At 44.1% G+C, this 15,691-nt stretch carries 17 protein-coding genes and 2 pseudogenes; 15 read left to right on the top strand and 4 right to left on the bottom strand.

The window, feature by feature from the left end; all coding sequences use genetic code 11:
• Window positions 1-94 precede the first annotated feature (94 nt).
• The 3 genes from ACJJI7_RS07535 to ACJJI7_RS07525 all read left to right on the top strand — a co-directional run bounded on the left by ACJJI7_RS07535 (window position 95) and on the right by ACJJI7_RS07525 (window position 3,863).
• Window positions 95-1,867 carry a bifunctional protein-serine/threonine kinase/phosphatase gene (locus tag ACJJI7_RS07535; RefSeq protein WP_444902380.1) on the top strand — a complete coding sequence of 591 codons (1,773 nt, stop codon included), beginning with the start codon at window positions 95-97 and terminating at the stop codon, window positions 1,865-1,867.
• Window positions 1,868-2,288: 421 nt separating this feature from the next.
• On the top strand, window positions 2,289-2,831 hold the full coding sequence (locus ACJJI7_RS07530; RefSeq protein ID WP_444902381.1) for a hypothetical protein: 543 nt from the start codon (window positions 2,289-2,291) through the stop codon (window positions 2,829-2,831).
• A 546-nt stretch (window positions 2,832-3,377) separates the two neighbouring features.
• Window positions 3,378-3,863 (top strand): hypothetical protein, encoded by a 486-nt coding sequence (locus ACJJI7_RS07525; RefSeq protein ID WP_444902382.1) that lies wholly within the window; start codon window positions 3,378-3,380, stop codon window positions 3,861-3,863.
• Window positions 3,864-3,960: 97 nt separating this feature from the next.
• Here ACJJI7_RS07525 and csrA read toward each other — a convergent pair whose 3' ends face one another.
• The gene (gene csrA, locus ACJJI7_RS07520; protein WP_444902383.1) at window positions 3,961-4,149 is read right to left on the bottom strand and encodes a carbon storage regulator CsrA; all 189 of its coding nucleotides are present in this window, start codon (window positions 4,147-4,149) and stop codon (window positions 3,961-3,963) included.
• 1,197 nt (window positions 4,150-5,346) lie between these two features.
• On the opposite strand from csrA, the gene ACJJI7_RS07515 reads away from it, so the two are divergent.
• The 3 genes from ACJJI7_RS07515 to ACJJI7_RS07505 all read left to right on the top strand — a co-directional run bounded on the left by ACJJI7_RS07515 (window position 5,347) and on the right by ACJJI7_RS07505 (window position 7,417).
• On the top strand, window positions 5,347-5,706 hold the full coding sequence (locus ACJJI7_RS07515; protein ID WP_444902384.1) for a nuclear transport factor 2 family protein: 360 nt from the start codon (window positions 5,347-5,349) through the stop codon (window positions 5,704-5,706).
• 251 nt (window positions 5,707-5,957) lie between these two features.
• Window positions 5,958-6,182, top strand: a complete 225-nt coding sequence (locus ACJJI7_RS07510) for a hypothetical protein (protein ID WP_444902385.1) — start codon at window positions 5,958-5,960, stop codon at window positions 6,180-6,182.
• Window positions 6,183-7,018: 836 nt separating this feature from the next.
• A complete protein-coding gene (locus tag ACJJI7_RS07505; RefSeq protein WP_444902386.1) occupies window positions 7,019-7,417 on the top strand; it encodes a nuclear transport factor 2 family protein in 399 nt (132 codons plus the stop codon).
• Between the two features lie 265 nt (window positions 7,418-7,682).
• On the opposite strand, the pseudogene ACJJI7_RS07500 reads toward ACJJI7_RS07505, so the two are convergent.
• Window positions 7,683-7,784, bottom strand: a pseudogene (locus ACJJI7_RS07500) (IS110 family transposase); the annotation flags it as partial.
• A gap of 14 nt (window positions 7,785-7,798) precedes the next feature.
• Window positions 7,799-8,050: a hypothetical protein gene (locus ACJJI7_RS07495; protein ID WP_444902387.1), complete on the bottom strand. Its 252-nt coding sequence runs from the start codon at window positions 8,048-8,050 to the stop codon at window positions 7,799-7,801.
• Between the two features lie 805 nt (window positions 8,051-8,855).
• Here ACJJI7_RS07495 and ACJJI7_RS07490 point away from each other — a divergent pair.
• On the top strand, window positions 8,856-9,146 hold the full coding sequence (locus ACJJI7_RS07490; protein ID WP_143732803.1) for a DUF1330 domain-containing protein: 291 nt from the start codon (window positions 8,856-8,858) through the stop codon (window positions 9,144-9,146).
• A gap of 95 nt (window positions 9,147-9,241) precedes the next feature.
• Here the strand turns inward: ACJJI7_RS07490 and ACJJI7_RS07485 are convergent, their stop codons facing one another.
• A complete protein-coding gene (locus tag ACJJI7_RS07485; protein ID WP_143729755.1) occupies window positions 9,242-9,817 on the bottom strand; it encodes a TetR/AcrR family transcriptional regulator in 576 nt (191 codons plus the stop codon).
• Window positions 9,818-9,952: 135 nt separating this feature from the next.
• Here ACJJI7_RS07485 and ACJJI7_RS07480 point away from each other — a divergent pair, with 135 nt between their 5' ends.
• The 8 genes and pseudogenes from ACJJI7_RS07480 (at window position 9,953) to ACJJI7_RS07445 (ending at window position 15,400) form a co-directional block, all read left to right on the top strand.
• On the top strand, window positions 9,953-10,351 hold the full coding sequence (locus ACJJI7_RS07480; RefSeq protein ID WP_444902388.1) for a GFA family protein: 399 nt from the start codon (window positions 9,953-9,955) through the stop codon (window positions 10,349-10,351).
• A 232-nt stretch (window positions 10,352-10,583) separates the two neighbouring features.
• Window positions 10,584-11,069, top strand: coding sequence for a hypothetical protein (locus ACJJI7_RS07475; RefSeq protein WP_353375792.1), 486 nt, complete (start codon window positions 10,584-10,586; stop codon window positions 11,067-11,069).
• A gap of 979 nt (window positions 11,070-12,048) precedes the next feature.
• Window positions 12,049-12,312 carry a hypothetical protein gene (locus ACJJI7_RS07470; RefSeq protein WP_020413743.1) on the top strand — a complete coding sequence of 88 codons (264 nt, stop codon included), beginning with the start codon at window positions 12,049-12,051 and terminating at the stop codon, window positions 12,310-12,312.
• A 112-nt stretch (window positions 12,313-12,424) separates the two neighbouring features.
• Window positions 12,425-13,057: a class I SAM-dependent methyltransferase gene (locus ACJJI7_RS07465; RefSeq protein ID WP_020413744.1), complete on the top strand. Its 633-nt coding sequence runs from the start codon at window positions 12,425-12,427 to the stop codon at window positions 13,055-13,057.
• A 153-nt stretch (window positions 13,058-13,210) separates the two neighbouring features.
• Complete coding sequence (locus ACJJI7_RS07460) at window positions 13,211-13,600, top strand: VOC family protein (RefSeq protein ID WP_282951951.1); 390 nt, start codon at window positions 13,211-13,213, stop codon at window positions 13,598-13,600.
• Window positions 13,597-13,671, top strand: a pseudogene (locus tag ACJJI7_RS07455) (hypothetical protein); the annotation flags it as partial. The gene ACJJI7_RS07460 and the pseudogene ACJJI7_RS07455, both read left to right, overlap by 4 nt.
• Window positions 13,672-13,737: 66 nt before the next feature.
• A complete protein-coding gene (locus ACJJI7_RS07450) occupies window positions 13,738-14,004 on the top strand; it encodes an MBL fold metallo-hydrolase (protein WP_282951952.1) in 267 nt (88 codons plus the stop codon).
• 217 nt (window positions 14,005-14,221) lie between these two features.
• Window positions 14,222-15,400, top strand: a complete 1,179-nt coding sequence (locus ACJJI7_RS07445; RefSeq protein ID WP_444902389.1) for an alpha/beta hydrolase — start codon at window positions 14,222-14,224, stop codon at window positions 15,398-15,400.
• Window positions 15,401-15,691: the final 291 nt, after the last annotated feature.

Here is a 15,691-nt window from a genome sequence, read left to right as displayed (position 1 = left end):
GCAGTTATCCAGCAACAAACGCAAAGGAGGGCCAATGGCCCTTCTTTGTTTTTCGCCGTTGGTCTGAGGGCACGAAAAGAGAGTGGAGAAAGCTGTGAGCGAAACCAATTCCGGGGTGCAAACAGAAACCGAGGCAAACCCCGAAGCCCAGACACCGCGATTGAGCCACGGCCTCTGCACCAGTGCCGGCATCAAACCGCAGAACGAAGATGCCGCAATCTATCACTGGCCGGACAACCCGCACTTGCAGGAATACCTGGGCGCGGTAGCCGCACTGGCAGACGGAGTCAGCTCTGCCGAAGCCGGCGCCCTCGCCAGCCACACCGCTACAGAGCAGTTTGTGCGGGACTATTACAAGGTGCCGGATACCTGGTCTGTGGCCCACGCCGGACAGAAAATCCTCGCCTCCATTAACAGCAAGCTATACCGCAAAAGCCATGACTTTCCCCAACAGGAAAAAGGCTTCCTCTGCACCTTCTCTGCCCTGATTTTTAAATCCCGCACCGCCCACTATTTCCATATCGGCGACAGCCGTATCTATCACCTGCGCGGTGACAACCTTAAATGCCTCACCCGGGACCACAACATCACCCTGGCCCACCGCCAACAGATGCTATCCCGCGCGCTGGGAATGGATACTGGCCTGCAAGTGGATTACGGCCAGCTCAGCCTGACTAAGGACGATGTGCTGCTGATTACCAGCGACGGCGTGCACGACTTTATCAAACAGGATTTGCTGCGCGAGCTGCTGGCAGATACCCAAACAAGCGAACAGGAAACAGCGGAAACCCTGGTGCGCCTCGCCGAGGAAAACGGCAGTGACGATAACCTCTCCGCATTAGTGATAAAGGTAAAGGCATTGCCACAAACCACCCTGGACGACTACAGCCGCCAGCTTACCCGCCTGCCCTTTCCACCGGAGTTGGAACCAGGCATGGTATTGGATGGTTACCAGGTAGAGCGGGAGCTGTTCTCCTCCCAGCGCAGCCAGCTGTACCTGGTGCGCGACAGTGCCACCAGGAAAATCCTGGTAATGAAAACCCCCTCGGTAAATTACGAGGACGATATCCACTATATCGATCGCTTTATTCAAGAGGAGTGGATAGGCCTGCGTATTCGCAGCCCCCAGGTAGTGCGCCTGCACCGCCAGACCCGCCCGCGCACCGCGCTCTATTACCTGATGGAGTATGTGCAGGGCAGCACCCTGGAGCAGTGGATCACCAATAACCGCTTTCCCAAACCGGCGGAAGCGTTTCGTATTCTTAAGGAAATTGCCACCGGGCTACAAGCCTTCCACGATCAGGAAACCATTCACCAGGATTTGCGCCCGGCCAATATCATGATCGACGGCGACGGGCGGGTAAAAATTATCGACTTCGGCTCAGTTTATGTAGCCGGCAGCGCCGAGATTTTTCGCCCCCTGGAGCACCCGGAAGCGCTGGGCACCGCCAGCTACTCCGACCCCCACTATATCCTCGGGCACAACAGCGGTATCCGCGGCGATATCTATGCCCTCGCCACTATCGCCTACGAAATGTTTACCGGCGAACTGCCCTACGGCGAGGAAATCGAAAACTGCCGCTCCCACGCCGACTTCGAGCGCCTGCGCTACCGCACCGCCAGCCAGTTTAATCCGGTAGTCCCCATCTGGTTCGACCGCGCCCTGGAACGCGGATGCAGTATCGACCTGGAACAGCGCTACTCCACTCTAACGGAATTTATGCGCGACCTGGCCAACCCAAACCCGGATTACCTAAGGGAAGATCCTGCTGAGAAAGGGGATGCGTCTTTGTTCTGGAAGATTCTTTGTGGGATTTGGGTGGCTACTTTGTTGGCGGTGGCGGCTTTGTTTTCTTCTAGTGGTTGAGACCCGGGATACCAGGTACGATAGACCCACTTAAGAATATGCAGACTCAGAATATCTATAAAGGGCTCTGGTTTAGCAGATAGTTTTGGGCGTATATCATCCATCACACTTTCTCTGTTTCGCTTTGATATACACCGCTGCACTTAACGATTTCATATTTTGTTATTAGTGCAGATCAAGAGTAGCTTCGTAAATTTACAGTAACGGATGCGCTTACTTGTTAATTTTTAATAGTTTAAGTTTTTAAAAAAAATAACAAGGTATAGTACAGTCGCAATATATCCACTAAGGTAATTTTAGTCGATGCTGGCCAACCTGATGAATGATATGTCTTTTTCTGGTTAAGCTGGCTTTCCATTCTTGAAGTATATTGACAAGTGATATGATGTAGCTTCTTTTGAATACGCTGTTATAAATCATTATGAGTACCGAAGAAATATTTAAAATAGCTGCAGCAATTATCGCTTCATTGGGCGGCAGTGCATTATTACTTGGCGCTTTCTCTCATTGGTTAGGAAGCTTATGGGCTAGGCGAATGCTGCAAGATGAAAGAGCAAAGCATGAAGAAAGCCTTCAAAAATTAAAAGCTAAGAATGAGGCTATCCTAGAAGACTTGAAAGCTCAAATAGACACTCTGAAACAAAAAGAGTTGAATCGCCACTTTGATAAACTAGCGATCTATAAAGATGTAATTCATATTATTTCAGAAATTCTACGAGAGTTAGAAGCTGTTGCTACATCAAAGCAAGAATCTATCAGTTCAGAAATTGAGCATTCGTTCGCATTAAATCGAAATAAAGCTTACGGTTACATATCGCTAGTTTCATGCCAAGATGTTTTGGACAGATACAATGAAATGATTGACTTCTTTATACCACTGCTTTACGAAGGTGAGCATGCAACATGGGCTGAATTAAGAGAAAAGGCTGACTCAATGCTAAATGCTAAATGCTATGCGTGTTGACCTTGGAATAAATGAAGGCGAAGTTATGTACAGAGGTACAAGATGATTTATAACAAGCACTCGGACCCAATTTACACTGCGCTTCAATTTGCTCGGTGTCCCGAGCATTAAGTGTCTAGAATATTAATATGAATTCGAAGCCTGATCTAATAAAGATGTTATGGGGTATCGCAGTCCACAATAACTACTAGATTGACTTAAATATCAAAATTGTTGGCTACGGTGGAGAAATTATTGCAAAATCAGAGCAGGATTTTGCACGTAAAATTGGAATTAATTTCCTGCAAGTTAAATCCGAGTTAAATAAAATTGGTGTGAATAGTAGTATTGATATTCCAGCTACTATTTTATCTAGAAAAATTCCAAAAATTTTAAAGGGAACAAAGGCGGCCGAATATCTAGATATTTGTATTGAGCAAACAAAGCTGTTTAGCAATGAAAATAATTAACAACTTTATCAACGAACGTCACTGCATGGTTGGATAGCCTATGGGGTGGTCTTGCCAGCATACTGCCCGTTATAAGACAATATGTGAATGAGAAAACATGATGAAAGTAGCGGCTTCTATATTAATTATATTATTTTTAGGGAGTTGCTACCTCGTTTGGCTAGATGATCAAAATTGGAGAGACATAATACCTATAGAATTCGATCTAGGTAGCACGCTCCACAGTAACAGTGATTTACAAGGTATAAGAGAAGCTTGTGGTGTTCATATATATAAGCTTGAAGAAACAACTTTAGATAAAATCAAAGCGGAGGGTCTTGAATTTCTCAATACAGCCAAACAGGCACGAGGGCATAGCAGATTTTATTATAGCTATGGAGAATGGATGCATACTCCAAGAAAGGATTGGAAAAGACCTGAAAACTGGGCCTATGAACTGATGTGCGCAAAGATGCCGGCAAAACTACAAGGGATCATTATTGATAGTGCAACAGCACCAGGCTCTTTCTACTCCCACGGACAAGAAAAAGTTCTCATGGTAATACCTGATCACAAAATCTTGGTTTTAACACACAATGGTTAGACTATAATCACAAAAATTTAGGCAAGCGGACAAATTACTCCGTTTTCGGCTCCGTAATTTGTCGCTCTTTGGACGTTCCGCAGTCGCGTAAAGTTTTTCACCGATCTCCGTTTCCCAGGTTAGACCCTTTTTGTAAGCGAATATATATTTCTTCACGGTGAACGGCTAGAGATTTGGGAGCACGTATTCCTATCTTCACCTGATTCCCCTTAACTTCTAATACTGTGACTGAAACATTGGCTCCAATCCTTAAGTTTTCACCAGTCCGGCGCTTTAAGATCAACATATTTATTTCCTACTGATACTCAAACCATGGATATACCTTCCTTAATAGAAGGCTGAGAAAGTAACGTTGTGAGGAAATACCGGGTGGTGCGCGGGAACGGTAGGCGTAGAAGAAGAAAAGGCAGACACAACGCTTCCAGAGCTTGGGGAATCGCTCCAAGCCGTTGGATGTTCTCCACTTTATTGAAGACGAGCGGGTTTCTAGCGTATGATCCATATAGCCATTTTGATAGTCATGTTATCAATTTGGTCAGCTGGCCCCTGGTGTTGCTGCACCTTGGGTCAGCGCCTTTTACTTACTGTTACGTCACGCTACCGTTCTCCTGTGAGAAGATGGTTCTTTAGAAAACTCTTAGATGTCTTGATTCTCTCGAATCCCTTTGGTCTTTGGTCATCTGCCTACAAAAGGCCACCCAATTCCGGCCAAAATACCAATAACTATCTATCGATTTTACGCAGCTTTGACACTAAAACAAACTGAATAAAATCCAATAAGATCATTTTTGTGCCTATATTTCTGAATGCTCATACTGCGAAAACTTTCAGTTGCCTATAGAAAAGGGAGAATGGATGAGTACTCTTCACCGATTCCCATATTAAATTTAAGAAACAATAGACCATCAATACAGCCACTAGAAACACCTCCCCTGTACCTATGGGAATGATCTCTCGATAGCCTAAGTTTCTTGCAGTTTTTTAGGTTATTGATGTGGATCTTTAGTGGTTACCCAATTAGCGAAGGCAATGCTGTTTTCATCAAGCGTTTAAGGTAAGGTTATCCGGTACGGTGGTAACTATTTTCGAATACATTGGCCCCGAATATTAATAAAGCACTCTGCTTTAGCAGATCATTTGAGCGGATATCATCTATCACACCTTTTATACTCTCCTTAGATTCAGTTCAACCTCTGACAATTTATTGTAATTTCACACCAATGATCAAGAGCAGCTTCACATATCCACAGCAACATATAACCTAACTTGCTGGTTCTTAATGGTTTACACTTGTGATCAAATGAACAAAATATATTGCGGCCACAGCAAATCCAATAGAGCAATTTCTCACCGGTAATAGCTAACGTACTGATTTATCTGCTTTTTCCTGATAAGAGTGACCTCCCACTCTAGGGATATGTTGACAGGTGATATGATGCAGCTTCTTTTGAATACACTGTTAGGTCCTAAGAGGATTCGAGTTATGGAGCCAAAAGAAGTTGTTCAAGCTTGGGTAGAAGCCTTTAATAAAGCTGATGTAGATCAGATAGTGAGCTTCTATTCTGACAATGCGATTAACCATCAAGTAGCTAATGATAAGGTGGTTGGCAAAGAAGCAATTCGAGCTAGATTTGAAGAAGAATTTACCTCGGCAGAAATGGTCTGCATTGTAGAGCATATCTTTCAAGATGGAGATTGGGCAATTTTAGAATGGAAAGACCCTCTAGGTTTGCGTGGATGTGGTTTCTTTCAAGTCCAATATGGAAAGATCGTATTTCAAAGAGGGTATTGGGATAAGCTTTCTTTTCTAAAACAACATGGTTTGCCAATCCCCCAAGAGTAATTAGCACGGTAGCCCTAACAAGCAGCAGCAACGGACTGTCAAACCAGTCACTCAAATTGTTTCGCAATTACTTGTAGCTTTTCTAGCCGCTGTGTTGGGCGTTATGCACTATGACTGAGTTCCTACATAAGTTTGCATGATTTGATTGCCAAGTTGCATTTAAGCGGCGAGCAATTGAAGGTACGTCGTCTGGCTCGGCTCATCAGCCAGATTCGGATATGATCCATGCGTGCCTAAATTGCGGTCATCGCATGGCATTCATGGGGCGTAATTTTGCAGCACCATCAAAAGCAGATTCTTCTGCTTGGGAAGCAGCAAAGAGATTATGGGAAGCTGGGTTTCGTTTTGTGGGTAGCGGCTATCACAGTGATCCGGCAATACCTAAAAGTAAATCTGACATCTCCGAATTTATTGATAATAATCCTGAGCACAAGCAAAAGGTTGGTAAACAACGACGGTGGACAGACTATGCATAACAAGTGCATCAACCTCGCTCCAGACACTACGTGGCTTCCACCGGACAGCCCAGGCTTCGCGCAGCCTGCCGATTATGCAGGGCGTTATAGGGCTGTAAATTGAACCGAATTCACAAAGGCCAAAAATTAAGTGTATATCTGTGGAAATTTACGGCTTGTCTTTTTGCGTCAAGCTTGATTCCCATGGCATATGTTCTATGGGTGGTTTCACCGGGGTTAAAGGGAAATTGGTATGGGGTTGCTGTGATTTCATCGGTTTGCTCAGCATTATTGGCTGCGACTCTACCGGTAAATAACGCTCGTTACTATGTTCCAAGTAGTGTTGTGATGAGCGTATTCTTTTATGGGGTAATTCAGGGGTACTTACTATACAGTGGTGCCCCATAGGCCAAGCAGGTTCGCCCAGCCATTGGCTGGGCTGTGCAGCCTACGCTCCGCTTCAGGCCCAAACCCATTCACAGCAATCTCCGCCTGGAGACATGTGACGCATGGGGAGCTTTCTGGATTGATAGAAACAGGGTTGTACACGCATTCCATGGAAATTCTGACCCGAGTATCATGAACCGGTGCAATACTCGTGCATTACTCACTTTCGACTTTCAGGGCGGCGGTTGTCTTTACTGCCACCCCGCTACCGAGGGTTTGTACGGACCAACTTGCGCATAACAAAGCGCTGGCCCGAAACCGCTATAATCAAATTCGCGGGATAGGCTTCGCCTAGTTTGTTAAATTCTTGCGATCTGCATGACGGCTCGGTCAACCTTAACGTTAGACAGTGGTAGATGTCTGTCCATGCGTTCGACCACAATCGGACGCGAACGGAGAAGAATCGAAAAATGAATAGTGAACAGGCCGAAGCGTTCCTGGATGAGATGGCCAAAGCGGTATGTGATCCAAACGCTGATTCTAAGGTCACCGACCGCTACTTTACCGAAGACTTCGTGCAGGTTATCGACGACACAACGATTGGCCGATCCCAACTCGATTCGCGTATCAATTTGTTCCGAATGGAGTACTCGGCCGTCAGGTTCGACTACCTTTCCGTGATTGGCGAGGGCGATCGGATAGCTGATGTGCATCTGGTGCGCGCGACGGCGAAAGATGGCCAACAGCTCACAATCAAGGTAATCAGCCTGTACACGCTAAGAGACGGTCGGATCTCGCGCGCCGAATCCCTTAGCCGCCTTATCGAAGGGAATCCGGAGGACCTGCAATTACTCGTGCGTGGTGAATGAGGCGATCGGCCGCTGGACCTCGGTTTCACTGGAGATGATAACGCGAACCGCCTCCAGGCATCGGTTTTGGCGAAGTCCTCCAACTTCCTCTCGAATTGCTTAATCAGCTTACGAGTCGCCCAGAGATTCATGATCATCGAAGGCAACACGCAAGTGCTAACCAAAGCATCCCCCAGTCCGTTACTCACATGCCAACTGGTACGAGGACATATCACATAACAAGTGACTATGGTTGCTCGTCAAGCCTTTAAGCCATATTTTCATCCTAGTAGGTTTTATTTTCCACCATGGTATTCAGGATGGTAAGTTGCTTTCTCATACAGGAAATGAGAGCCAATTTTTTGGGTTTGCCAGCGTCGACTAATCGTTTAAACATCTGCTTTAATTTGGGATGATATTACAAACAATAATCGGCATTTCCGCTTTGTGGGCAGCACAGACAAACTCCAGTTCTAGCCTTTCGGTGGACTCGATAAGTGCTCTTTTGGGTTTAAGGGGTTGCAGTCGTTTAATGTCGTGCTTAATACCATTTTTATCATTGGTAATACTAAAGAATTGGCCAGTTGGTCTCACAAAAATATCGAGCTGCTTGCTGCCAGTATCGATACCGACATTGATCTCTTGAGGTTCCATAAGATAAGCTATCTCTACCTTGTTATTCGGGCTCGAGGCCCACATGACTATTCGAGTTATGCCTAGTGAGTGTCTGTCACTTTCCTACTTGTTATCGGTCTTTTAAGAGCCGGCAATACAACGAACTGTGGCAAACAAAGCCTTCGGTGGCCGCCGAAGGTGGGTCTCAATTTACCCGTTAGCGAAAGGTTTTCAACATTAGAATCGGGCAAGAACAACCATACAAGGCCAGTACTGGGTGCTCTACCCCCTGCTGGCGGCGTTATAACCTGGGAGGTCAATTGAGAAATAAGTTAAATAAAAGAACTTTAATTCGATGGAAGGTCTATATAGATCGTTCAAAGATGTATATCGGTTATATTCAGTTTTTGCTGATAATTTTCGTTTTCATCAAGTCTTTTGGAGAAAACACCTTCACAGATCTAGTTTTTCAATTTCCCTATGTATCTATCCCAATAACTCTTGTTGTCTTCGTATTCTGCTCTTTGGTACTGGGTTATATTGATTCTAAGTTAGGATTGAGAGAAGAAGAAATAAGGAACCACTCTAAATCAAATCCTGTTCTAACTGAGATTTCTACTTCTCTAGTTGAGTTGCATAGGAAGGTCGAGGAAATTGAGAAACAAAATAACCGGCAAGAATCATAACAATGCGTTGCAGGCCAACGGCTAACTTTGTGAACTTTGTGAACTTTGTGAACTTTATGTGTGGTCGCTGCGTTCCCATTACCGTGCATAAAGCACACAAGGTTATCCGCGGCTGAGCGCAGCATTATGCATCAAAAGAGATTATGGAGTAAATGCAAATGAAAGGGTATTTGGTTCTAGATTTCTCAATTAAAGTATTAGAGAGCTTCTTAGAATACGCTGAAAAAATACCGGCATTTATTGAAAAGCATGGCGGCAGATACATTGTAAAAGGAGTGATTCCAGAAAAAATGGAAGGCAATTGGATTCCGGAAAGGTTAGTGATATTGGAATTTCCATCAACTGAAAAAGCAAAAGAATTTTTAGCTGATCCAGAAGCACAGGATCTATTTGAGATACGTCACAAGACAACTAATAGTCAATTAATATTGGCGGAGGGTTGTATTTAATCAACCATACAAGCGCAGTACTCTTCTGCAAATAGCGCGGTTTGGGGCGGTCTATACGCCGCTTCACTTTGTTTCGACCGCCCATGTATGCAGCGTTATATTCCACCCAATTTCAACCCCGCCTGTTGGCGGCACGCTTGCAATAATTTTGTAACGGAACTCTCGTTACCTATGATTCTTGCTATGGCTACTGCACCAATGAGCATTGCAGTTACTGACAAAATATCATCTTCGTCGCAATCAACATAGCTTTTGGCGTATTCCAAAATTGCTTTGTTCATGCCATCGTAGATGCTTGCATAAGTTGCTTTTGTTTCTTCATCCTGCATGGTTATATCCGTAGCTAGAAATGCAAGTGGACATGGGTATTCACCCCGCACATGCTCTAAGCTAAGGTATCCATCAAGCAGTAGGCATAGCCATTCCTTATCGGTAGTGCCATCTGGTTTAAGTTCAGCAAGCTTAGTGCCATTGACTGCAAATTTTAAGGACTCGCGATACAACACCGCCTTGCTGTCAAAATGAGCATAAAACGCTCCTCTGGTGAGCCCGCAATCTTTCATCACTCCATCTACTGTAACGCCATCAAAACCCTTGACCGTAAAAAGCCTGAATGCGCTTTCAAGAATTCGTCTACGAGTAATTTCCTTGTGCTCTTTTGTATAAGGCATGAGTTATTATGTGCCTACAATTTAATATGATCTATATCATATATTATATCTCGTTTAACATGTAGCCTTCTCTTAAGCCGGAGAAAATAAAATAAATGAATATAATCAACGGTTATATTTCACGGAGATCTGGAATTGAATAAAATAAAAGGAGGCTGTCATTGTGGTTCTGTAGCTTGGGAATTTGATCTTCCTATTAAGACAGTAGTGAAGTGTCATTGCTCTATGTGTAGAAAGTTACAAGGCTCTGATCACAGTACATATGCTGTTGTTCCAAAAGAACAATTCTCATTATCTAAAGGTGAAGACTCGGTTATCAGTTACCAAGCTACCGAAAAATCATGCAAAAATTTCTGCTCCACATGTGGAACACCAACTCACCTTATTAACGGGAAGCATTTCCCGGCCGATTTTGTTTTACCACTAGGTGTAATTAAAAATTATACTGATGAGCTAGCACCACAAATCCAAGTGTATACCTCAGAAAAACCACCTTGGTCGAACATCCATGATGATGTGCCACTATTTAGCTAAGGATATAAATCGGGTAGCCGGTAGCTTCTAGCTACCGGCCCCACACCGCCCATCGTGCGGTGCTGCTCGCAAGAAGGTGGACCTCTGTTGAATAGCCGTATTTGTCTGTTGATGTCACACCCCTTTGAGCTTTCCAGGCCCTGGCGTTCAGCGGTGCTATCCCTGTACTCTAAATACAACTCTCACCTACGATCTGGTAATATCGCTTACTTTTTTAAGTATAGAATGGACGATGAGAAAATATATTTTATATATCTGGTTACTAATTTCCTCAAGCAGCATATGTGCGGAAGTATTCAATGTTAAGACTGAACCAGGTAACGGAAGCCGCATCAAACAAGTGGCGATATCTTGGAATATCCCGTTTGATAAACCTTATGGAAAACTCAGCGAAGATCAGAAGAAAAGATTCACTTCCATATATGAAAATCTAAATGAAGGCGATGAGCCTCCATTTCCTGTTAATGGGCTTCAGGAACTCTATATGCCTATATATGCTGGGCATAAAAAGCTATTGAAAAAAGGGAAATTACATATCATAGCTTTAATTGATGAAGAGGGTAAGGTAGAGAGTATTTCTGTATTCGATACTCCGAGCGAACTTATGACTAAATTAGCAATTGTGGTATTGAGGGAGACCGAATTTAAGCCCGCTAAATGTTCGGGTTCACCGTGTAAAATGGATTTTCCATTGTTTATGAATCTGAAAGTGAGGTAGCAGAAAATTAAATCGGGTAACCGGTAGTTTCTAGCTACCGGCCTCCACACCATCCATCGTACGGGTCCGCAATGGGCGGCTCCCTATCCGTAATGAATTTCTACTCAACGATAGTGTCGAGCAGGTCTTCATTTGAGTCGAGTGCCATGTCAGTGCGCTACCTGAACTTTATATCCGATTGGAAACATATCGGTAGGCTAGCCCTGTCTTTTAACTCATGGATTTAGGTTCAAGCCTTCACCATGACCAAGGTATTAATCTTGGCATTAGGCTACTATACAGTCGGCTGAGTTCTGCCAAATCACTTTGGTAATGCTGACCGAGGCGCTGGTGTGTCCCACCACTTTGTTCTACCCCCGCGATGGTGGCGGGTGGGCCTACTTATGAGTCTGCGACCACACTGGCAGCAACAGCAACAGCAACAGCAAGTTAAACAGATCTCCCCAGATAAGAATGTGAACTTTCACTACACAACTGCATCAGTTACTCTACCCATTGGATCACATGGCTCCGGCGTCCTTGGCCAACTCGCCTTTAGGTTAAGCTTTATATGACATTTCTGTTCATCAGCTGGTAGTTTTGCTAATGGCCTCTTTCTCTCTATGTTGCAGTTGCCATTCGCTGGTAGTTAGCATTTAATGGAATGCCATTAAATGGTGATCTTCCTACAGGGAAGTTTCATCCTATTAGTTCACGCCTATGCTGGGCGTACCAAATGCCTGCAATCTGATCCCCGGTTGCTGTTACCTTTTTTTGCCACAATACCGGCAAAAAATGCGCCAGTAGCCTCCGGCAATTGAGGCAAGCGTATCTTTCATCGTAATTGGCACTAATTATTATGCTCTTTAAGGGATCGTGTAAATGTAACCGTTGGCGGGTTGAAGTTCAGTTAGCTGGACCGCTCGAAGGTTTGAATCCGCGCGTTTGCGATTGTAATTATTGCCAAGCCAACCCGTCACTTATTATAAGTGATCCGAATATGTCAGTGGCTTTCATTGGTGATGGGATTTCAACCAAACAAAATGGTGATCAGCTTGCTAATTTCTACCATTGCAAAGCTTGTAATGAACTACTAGCCGTAGGCTGCAATATAAATGGTCAGCTTCGCGGGGCAGTAAATTCCAATTTATTGGAAGGCGTGAATCAACTTGGCAATCCTATTCAAATTCAGCCAAGACTCTTGAGTGCCGATGAAAAGCTTGAACGCTGGGATAAGTTGTGGGGTGTCCTTAATGGGTTTTAAAAACATAAAATATTAAAGCTTTCGGACGCTTCGGTCCGCAGCTTGAGGCTTTATGAATCAGGGAGTAAATAAACAGCGTCGATAACGCCTTGGCGTTTATATAGGAACTGATATGACTAGGTCTGATAAGTTCTGGGATAGAAAAGCAGAGGAGTATGCTAGGAGCCCTATTTCTGACGAGGCAAGTTATCAGAAGAAGCTCTCAGATACCCAAAAATTCTTTACGCCCGATATGAATATTTTGGAGTTTGGCTGCGGAACAGGGACTACGGCGATTTACCACGCTCCGTATGTGCAACATATTGAAGCGGTAGATATATCTGAAAACATGCTTGAGATTGGTCGAACTAAGGCCAGGGAAGCCTGCATCGATAATATTAGATTTACCAGAGGTACGTTAACCGAATTCAATGCTGAGTCTGAGAGTTTTGATGCAGTATTGGGTTTAAATGTTATTCACTTACTACCAGATAGAAAAGATGTTTTGGCAGAAGCTGCTAGAATCCTCAAGCCTGGTGGTGTTTTCGTGAGTAGTACCGTTTGTATGGGCAATTCCTATATACGGTTTATTAAGCTCTTAGCACCTCTGGGAAAATTCATGGGCATAATGCCCGATGTCTTCATCCTAACAAAAGTAAAATTAGCGAAAGAAATTCAAGACGCTGGTTTTACCATTGAAGTTCAATGGCAACATGGAATGCATAATATGGTAGTTTTCATTATTGCGCGTAAAATTGACTCATAATAGGGTGAGCTGAAGGCGGCGGGTATATTGGCCTTACTAGCCAAATAGAGACTAGCTCCGCGCCAACGTAAAATATGGATGATTTTTCTAAAACTTCGTTATGTCTCCAGAAATACAAACCATACTTAGATACTTAACAGTGAGGATACTCAAATGAATACAAATGCAGTTTGTTGGTTTGAAATTTATGTAAATGATATGGTACGCGCAAAGTCCTTTTATGAAGCTGTGCTCAAGCAGGAGTTAACTCGACTAGACAATCCCGACGAAGTAAAAGATTTTCCTCAGCCCGAGATGTGGGCATTTCCAATGAAACAAGAACCGGGTGCAAGCGGGGCAATTTGTAAAATGGATGGTGTTGAAGCTGGAGGTAATAGCACCCTAGTGTATTTTGATTGCGAAGATTGTTCTGTTGAACTGGCCAGAGTCGAACCAGCAGGTGGGAAGCTAGTAGTGCCTAAAATGTCTATTGGGGAGCATGGTTTTATCGCAATAGCGCAAGATACCGAAGGAAATAATATCGGTTTTCATTCAATGAAATAGCTAGTTCTCACCAGCAAACATTAATTCACAACAAGCCAATCTCTTTCATTTTAAACACACACGCACATTCTGACCACACCGGTGGAAACGAGTGCTTTGAAAAGCGAGGAGGAAAACTTAAAAAGAATACCTTTAACTTGGATAGCTTTACCCACATTAAAGTCAAGTCTCATTCAGCAATCGACAATATCTATTACCTTAAGGAAAGTAATTCAATATTTGTCGGTGATGTATTCGATACCAGCTGGCACCCAGTATTTTATTCTGGCGGAATTAAAGGCTTTAATGAAGCGATTGATGCTATTTTAAATCTAGGTGATGAGCAAAGCTTGATAATACCGGGGCATGGTGTTCCATCAAGTAAACTCTCATTACTTGAATTTAGGAAAAATACTTTCGAATGAGTAAACAAAATTCGAGAGTTTCATCAAAAAGGGGGGAGTGTGGGAGGAATAATGATAGATACACAAGTTAAGGATATTTTGGAAAAATTCAATGTGAAGAACAAATCCCCATTCCTCCCCCAAAAAGCTTATAGAAGCTTTATAGAAAGAAATATTTCAGTGATTAATGATGAGAAAAGCCTATAAATAGGTATTAAGCCCATATAGGAGCCTAAAAATGAGGCTATATATTAAGGTGTTGCATGCGTTATTCTTTTCTTTAGTCTCTTTGGGAGCCCAGGCTGTGCAGAGTTGGACGGTCGAAAAAACCAAGGTAAATGCTCACCTTTATCCAGGTGAGGAGATGCTACTAACCAACGGCATAGAAACACTGAATTATTTCAAAGCCGGCGATCCTCAAAAACCTCTGGTGATCTTCGTTCCGGGTGGGTTTCATCTAGCTCGTGTCGCCTATGGCTACCCTGGTGGCGACGAGAAGGATTTTCTCGCCTATTGGTTTGGGCAGAAAGGGTTTTCTTTTCTTGGCGCATCTTATCCGACTGGAAACAAGGTCTATTCCAAGGTCTACCCTGCATTCTCGATCCGTGATTGGGGCAACCAAGTAGCTGCGGTCGCCAAACACTACGTGGACAAGCATGGGCTTTCGGGTGAGATCATTGTTCTTGGTTGGAGCGCAGGCGGGCAGATTACTCAATCAGTTTACGAGGCTTCACAGGCGGCCGGGCTGGATATGAGCCTTTACGTTTCAATTGCATCAACCCCACCTATCCCTTTGCTACTGGCTGCACCAGGTGCAATCTCAAAGTCAAAGAATGGGCTTTCGAAAGCGCCGCAATTCTACGAGTTGTTTAAGAAGTACGTGACTGCTCAGAACAAGATGAACGGGCACGTTATTATTCCTTGGGAGACGTTCGAAAGTGATGTACTCGGAGAAATTCCGGTAGCCCTAAATGCGATTATGATTGCATCTCGCTATGATAACGGCAACTTTGTACAGGATCTGGATTGGGCAATTGCCGATACAGGAGCCCTTAAATTTACCGACTTTCCCATGGTCGTCACAATCTCTGGTAATAAAGTGCTAGACAATGACCACGCGCTAACTGATCGAGGCAATTGGGGGCTTTATCAGGTTCAGCATTTATATCGAAATATCGCGCTTCCTGCTTTGTCAAAATCTGAAGAGATTGACCCGGAGAATTGGCAGAATTTAATGGATCAGTTTAGTTATGCAACCTCTGGTGCACTAAACGCCCGTGTCCCTGGCAATCACTTTTTTTGGTACGGTGAAGTCGGAGCACGTGAAACAGTTACACAGGTCGAGATGTTGCGCTTACGTGTGAGAAATGTCCTCTCTTCTATTGAGGCGTCTGTGGCTAAACTCAATGCACCGTAGTATTGCTTGTTCTACCTGGCGATCTTGCCCACCCATAGATTGCTCGCTGTTATTGTCGCCGTATTGCGACTGAGACCTCCGTTCCATCACTCCGCTTCTAGACTCCGGCCCCAAAAATTCGGCATTAAAAGCCTATGAAAATAGGACCCGCCCAAGCTACAAGGGTATTGCTGTAACAAAAGCTGAGAAGTTGACAGTCACTTTTTTAGTCGAGCTGCAAGATATAAGTTGTGCAGGAAATAAATAGTGCCTGGTTGAAGCTTTCTTGCAACTTTTGTCGGTGCTAGTGCC

This window comes from Microbulbifer variabilis, from assembly GCF_056232115.1.
This window is presented reverse-complemented; position numbering and strand designations above follow the sequence as displayed.